Annotated in this window: 4 protein-coding genes; 3 read left to right on the top strand and 1 reads right to left on the bottom strand. The window is 52.3% G+C overall.

Annotated features, from left to right (window positions below):
* Positions 1-3,185: FG-GAP-like repeat-containing protein (locus IX84_RS31885; protein WP_173426314.1), on the bottom strand; the 3,185-nt coding region annotated here is incomplete at its 3' end.
* Between the two features lie 429 nt (positions 3,186-3,614).
* Between IX84_RS31885 and IX84_RS18105 the strand changes: the two genes are divergently transcribed.
* The 3 genes from IX84_RS18105 (at position 3,615) to IX84_RS18095 (ending at position 6,214) form a co-directional block, all read left to right on the top strand.
* Positions 3,615-4,250: a response regulator gene (locus IX84_RS18105; RefSeq protein WP_052516175.1), complete on the top strand. Its 636-nt coding sequence runs from the start codon at positions 3,615-3,617 to the stop codon at positions 4,248-4,250.
* A 3-nt stretch (positions 4,251-4,253) separates the two neighbouring features.
* Positions 4,254-5,072: a tetratricopeptide repeat protein gene (locus tag IX84_RS18100; protein WP_044223805.1), complete on the top strand. Its 819-nt coding sequence runs from the start codon at positions 4,254-4,256 to the stop codon at positions 5,070-5,072.
* A gap of 62 nt (positions 5,073-5,134) precedes the next feature.
* Entirely contained in the window at positions 5,135-6,214 is a 1,080-nt protein-coding gene (locus IX84_RS18095) for a sensor histidine kinase (RefSeq protein WP_044223803.1), read from the top strand.
* Positions 6,215-6,249: the final 35 nt, after the last annotated feature.

Below are 6,249 nucleotides of genomic sequence, written 5' to 3'. Positions count from 1 at the left end.
AAGCAGCTATTTAAATTGCCGGCAGCATCCTCTGCGGTCAGTATGACCTGATTTTGCCCGATGTCCGCGCTGGAAAATTGGGTTATATCAAGGGTCAGGCCAGCCACTCCACAATTATCGGTGGAACCACCGTCTACATCCTGTGGAGAGACACTGGCCATACCCGAACCATCCAGGTCTATGCTTAAATCCTGACAAACTGCCGAGGGTAGCAAGTCATCAATGAGCGTTACAGCAGCCATACAGGTTCCTGATCCCGTTGCGGGGTTTCCATCTCCTACTTCCAGCTGCACCATCACCTCAGGTGCATCGCTACAAGTGAACTGGGATTGGTCAAGAGCGTAGTTTAGCACGGTTGCACAATCGTCTGTGGAGCCACCGTCTACATCCTGTGGGTTGATGGATGCCTGACCGGATGCATCAAAAAATACAGTGGTATTCGCACACAATGCATCGGGAGGGCTAGTGTCGGCTGTGTAGATCAACTCAGATGCAGTTACCGCATTCAGGCAGGCTACTTCTTCAACGCTTAAATCACATGGGCCCGCATCGGCTAATGCAATATTGACTTGATGTGTCATACCGGCCGGCGTACCTTCCAAATCAATAAATGTAACCGTCGCACCGGCAGGGACATTAAAGAAAGTCGTTGCCCCAACACTGATATTGTAGAATGCTCCGCAGTCGTCTGTTACGGTTACGTCGAAACCTCCAGCATCATTGCCCAGGCAGTCCGGCTGAACCACATTGCTTATAATGATCTCCGGTAATGGATCTCTGATCTCTGTGCCGTCAATAACGCCTGTAGTGTTGGCCCCGCAGCTACTTGTAATGGTGTACTCATAATCTGTCCCTGGCTGAAGGGTGCCAGCAGGGATCGTTAATTCAGATGTAGTCAGGCCGGTATAACTGGTGAACTCCTGACCATTGGTATCCAGCACCACGGTATAGGATTGGACCAGCGTATCCGGGTCGGTAATGTCCCAATGCAGGACAACCTCTCCGCCACAATCGTAAGTTATCGTTATGTTTTCTGGTGTGGGGCAGGTTCCTACACAGTCATTTTCATACCACGCTATCTTATTATCATCATTAGAGGCCGATAATACATCCGCATCGCCATCACCGTCCAAATCCATGGCGTATACGGACCTGGCACAATCCGCTGATGTCGTTATGACCTGCTGCGCACCAAAATTGCCGCTGCCGTCATTCTCGTACCACGCTATCTTATCATCATACGAAGAGGCCGATAATACATCCGCGTCGCCATCACCGTCCAAATCCATGGCGTATACGGACCTGGCACCATCCGCTGATGTCGTTATGACCTGCTGCGCACCAAAATTGCCGCTGCCGTCATTCTCGTACCACGCTATATTATCATCAACCGAAGAGGCTGATAATACATCCGCGTCGCCATCACCGTCCAAATCCATGGCGTATACGGACCTGGCACCATTCGCTGATGTCGTTATGACCTGCTGCGCACCAAAATTGCCGCTGCCGTCATTCTCGTACCACGCTATCTTATCATCAACCGAAGAGGCCGATAATACATCCGCGTCGCCATCACCGTCCAAATCCATGGCGTATACGGACCAAGCACCATCCGCTGATGTCGTTATGACCTGCTGCGCACCAAAATTGCCGCTGCCGTCATTCTCGTACCACGCTATCTTATCATCCCACGAAGAGGCCGATAATACATCCGCGTCGCCATCACCGTCCAAATCCATGGCGTATACGGACCAAGCACCTTCCGCTGATGTCGTTATGACCTGCTGCGCACCAAAATTGCCGCTGCCATCATTCTCGTACCACGCTATCTTATAATCATTAAAAGAGGCCGATAATACATCCGCGTCGCCATCACCGTCCAAATCCATGGCGTATACGGACCTGGCACTATTCGCTGATGTCGTTATGACCTGCTGCGCACCAAAATTGCCGCTGCCGTCATTCTCGTACCACGCTATCTTATCATCACTATATGAGGCCGATAATACATCCGCGTCGCCATCACCGTCCAAATCCATGGCGTATACGGACCAAGCACCATCCGCTGATGTCGTTATGGTATTGGACGTAAAGCCCGGATCGGCACAAGGCACAGCACAGGGTGGGCAATGGCTTCCGCCGCAGTCTACGCCGGTCTCATCGCCGTTTTGGATGCCGTCATTGCAGGTAGGCGTTACGGGGGTGCCGCAGGCGGTAGAGTTCAGCAGGCTGGCACGGGCGCCACCGGGCTCAAACAAAGCCCGCATACGGGCAGTCTGGCCTTGCGTGAAGAGGTTCATACAGCCATCATCGGAGTAGTCCATGTAGTTTTGGAACATGTCAGGAAGATCACCGGTACCTCCATTACAGGAGTTGCTACCGGGGAAATTACAAGGTGAACCCGTGTAGTTTGGCCCGCCAGCCCGTGGCGTATCACTGACGAAGTCGTCGGCGTTGCAGTTGCCATCCCCCCAGATGTGGCGAAGATTGAGGTAGTGCCCCACCTCGTGCGTACCGGTCCGGCCCTTATCGAAAGGAGCGGTAGCGGTGCCAATATCCCCAAAGTATTGGTAATCAACAACCACTCCATCGGTACTGGCAGGGCCACCGGGGAACTGTGCGTAACCCAGAATGCCGCCGCTGATATCACAAACCCAAAAGTTCATGTAGTCACTTGCCGGCCAGGCGTCTTTCCCACCACTGGAGTTAAACTTCACCTCGTCATTAGTGCCGAAAGCAGTGACACTGGTTGGGGTGCGCGTAATGCCATCGGTTGGGTTTCCCTGCGGGTCAACGGTAGCCAGGCAAAACTCAATTTCTACATCGGCTGCTACGCCCTGAAATACAGAAGGCGTGTTGACCGCATCCGCATTCAGGCGGCGGAAGTCTTCATTCAGAATATCAATCTGGCTTTGCACCTGAGCCGCGCTGATATTCTCCGTGGCGTTATTGTACACCACATGCACCACCACGGGGATGGTAATGGTGCCTGTCACCGAGCGTGAAGCACTTTCCAGGACGCGGGCAGTGTGCCTCTCGATTTCTTTTAGCCGTTGTTCGCGTTCCGGGTGCATTTCATGCTGATGCTCCAGGTAGTCCATGCTACCACAATTGCGCTGCGCCCATAGGTTACCCGTCAGGCCTAACAGCAAGAGTATCAAAAGGGTGTTCAAGTTTTTTTTCATACTATTGCTTTTTTAAGAGGTCTTATTTTGTGCAACGGAATTAAGCCGGGCAGGCATTTTCACGCCAATGGAGCAGTTGACTCCGCTTTCGACAACTAAGGTAAGCGGCCGGGCAGGCGAAAAAAATACTTACTTCTAAGTAATTTCACCTGTAAGGTTGGCTTCTGACCTTGGATACAAGTACGAAAGAAAAGCCTGCCACTGAACCGGCAAACCGCCCCTCCTCCAGCAAAAAAGAACGGTTGAGGCTTTTTGGATCATTGCCCGGTATGTACTTCCCGACTCAAGATTCTGCAGATATGCCCTTTTCACGGTGTTTCGGCTTTGTTACTTTTTGTTTATCTTTGACAATGAAGACCGAAAATGTAGCAAAACCATCCAGTTTTACCTTTCGTGTATATCCACTAAACCCTGGAACCTTCACTTATCGTGCCACCGATCAACATCCTTATTGCCGACGATCACCATCTCCTGGTCAAGGGGCTTAAAGACATCCTCCAGCAGCAGGAAGGGTGGATCGTTACCGGTACGGCTAACAACTCCCGTCAGGCTTTATCCCTGATGCGCAAAAAAGTTCCTGATCTGTTAATTACCGATCTCAATATGCCCGGGCAGGATGGTTTCGAGCTCATTCTGAAAGTCAAAAAACAATTCCCCAAGGTCAAAATCCTTGTGCTGACGATCTACCGATCGCCGGGTATCCTCCGAAAAGTCAATAAAGCGGGCGTGCATGGAATCGTACTCAAGGAGCAAAAAAGTGAAGCGGTCATAGAGGCAGTGAGTACAGTACTAAACGGCAAAACCTACAGCCCGCCCGAAACCGCGGAAAACGAACAGCCAGGTACCTTCTATCAGGATGCTTTTACTAAAAAAGCCACCCTGACCCGACGCGAATTGGAAGTACTCGTGCTCATCGTCAAGGCCCTCAACAATAAACAGATCGGCGAACAGCTGTTCATCAGCGAATACACTGTGCAAACCCACCGCCGCAATCTGAAACGAAAACTTGAAGTCGACAATACCGCAGAACTTGTCCGCTTTGCCATCGAAAACAAAATCGTATAACCCATGCCGACCCTGAAACTTCAACACCTCCTTCTCTCCTTGCTGCTGACCGGCATTTTGACCGGTATGCCCCCACTGACCGCACAATCCCCATTACCCCCACCCACTTCCAGAGCAGACCTGAAACAACAACAGGAAACCCTACAGGCGCAATTAGAGCGCGCCACCTCGATTGAAGAAAAAATCAGTTGCCAGGTGCGGCTCGCTGGCTTAAAGGCCCGGGAAGACTATGCCTCAGGCATCAACCTGGCCCGGGAGGCACTCGAAAAAGCCAAAGCCAGCCAACAGGACGAGCTGATCGCCCGGGCTTACTTCGGCTGCGGCAACATCCACTTCCGCAATAACCGTACCGACGAGGCCTTAGCTGACTTCAAAGCTGGTATGGCGTTTGCAGAAAAAAACGGCGACCCAGAGCTCCTGATCAACTTCAATAACATGCTCGGCAGGATATACAGGCAATGGGGGATCTATGAAAAAGGGCTGGAACATCTGCAGCAAGCGCTTAGCCTGCTGAAGCCCGAAACCGGCATTTTCAGCTACAATACCCGCATGTCAAGCCTTCACAACAACATCGCCAATCTATTTTACTGTACTCAAAACCTGCAGGCAGCGGCTGACCACTCCCTTGAAGCCATCCGTTACGCTCGTCTCGGGGAACGGTGGGACATGGTGAGCGGTAACTTTCACTCCCTGGCCCAAACCTACGAGCGCCTGGGAGAGCAGGAACGCGCAGCGGCGGCCTATCAGCAGGCAGCGGATTACAGCAAGCGGATCAAAAAAAAAGTTATCTCCCCAACCGGGAAGAGGTCTCACGGCAACTAAATCAGCTCAGCCATCTGGGAATGCACGCCAGCCGGTTGCCTACAGTCCTAAACTATGCTCAAATGCTCATCCGGGATGGAGCACATCAGGAGGGCATCCGGCAGTTGCAGATGGTACTCCGCGTGAGCCATGAACAGGACCTCAATATCTACACCGCAAAAGCGTACGCAAAGCTCTCCGAAGCCCATCTCCTGTCGGGTGCACCAGAACAGGCGCTGATGTACCAGGAAAGGGCAAACCGGCTCAGCAATCACATCATGAATGCCGACCGGCTCCGGAAGATCGATGAAATGGCAATCCGTTACCGCACTGCTGAAAAAGAGAAACAGTTAGCGCTGGCGGAAAACAAAAGCCTGATTCAGTTACAGCGCCTCACCCAACAAAAATGGATCATCACCTTACTGACGATGGGCATATTGAGCACACTGCTGACTGCCAGAACGATCCTCCGAAAACGCAGGGTAGCCCGACTCAAGCTGGAAATAAAACATCAGCAGGAACTTGAACAAGCCCAGAAAGCAAAAGAGCTCGCCGCTATGCAGGCCCTCTTTTCCGGGCAGGAGCAGGAGCGAAAAAGAATTGCAACAGACCTTCACGATAGTCTGGGCGGCACCCTGTACGCCCTGCAATTACAACTGGCCAAGAGTAAAGCACCTGAGGAACAACACCATATACTGCAGCGTGCCCTTGCCGAAAACCGGCGCATCAGCGAAAACCTGCTGCCCCCAACCCTTACGCAGATAGGCCTGGGCGCCGCGCTGCAGGAGTGGGCCGACGAGTTCCGCAGCACCTGGCCTGTCTCAGTTGACCTTCATTTGGAAGAAACCTCTTACGAACTGCCGGAGGGGGCCCGCATCTCCCTTTTCCGCATTGCGCAGGAGCTTATGAATAACGTGGCCCGGCACGCCGCCGCCAACCGGGTCTGGGTTCAACTTTACAAGACTGCGCATTCGGTACAGCTAACGGTAGAGGACGATGGCCAGGGGTTTGATACCTCTTCCACCAACGAACTGTTCCTCAAAACAGTGTCCTCCCGTACCCGGTTGCTTCATGGAACGCTGCATGTGGACAGCAGTCCGGGACGAGGCACTACGGTTATTGTTGAAATTCCTGTGCAGTCGGTAAGCCCAGTCGTATCGTAATGTAGAATTGAGCCGTTTAATCTCCGTCTTATTCT

The sequence above is a fragment of the Phaeodactylibacter xiamenensis genome, from assembly GCF_000759025.1.
Classification (GTDB): Bacteria; Bacteroidota; Bacteroidia; order Chitinophagales; family Saprospiraceae; genus Phaeodactylibacter; species Phaeodactylibacter xiamenensis.
The sequence above is the reverse complement of the archived record's forward strand: the minus strand, read 5'-3'. Positions and strand labels throughout refer to the sequence as shown.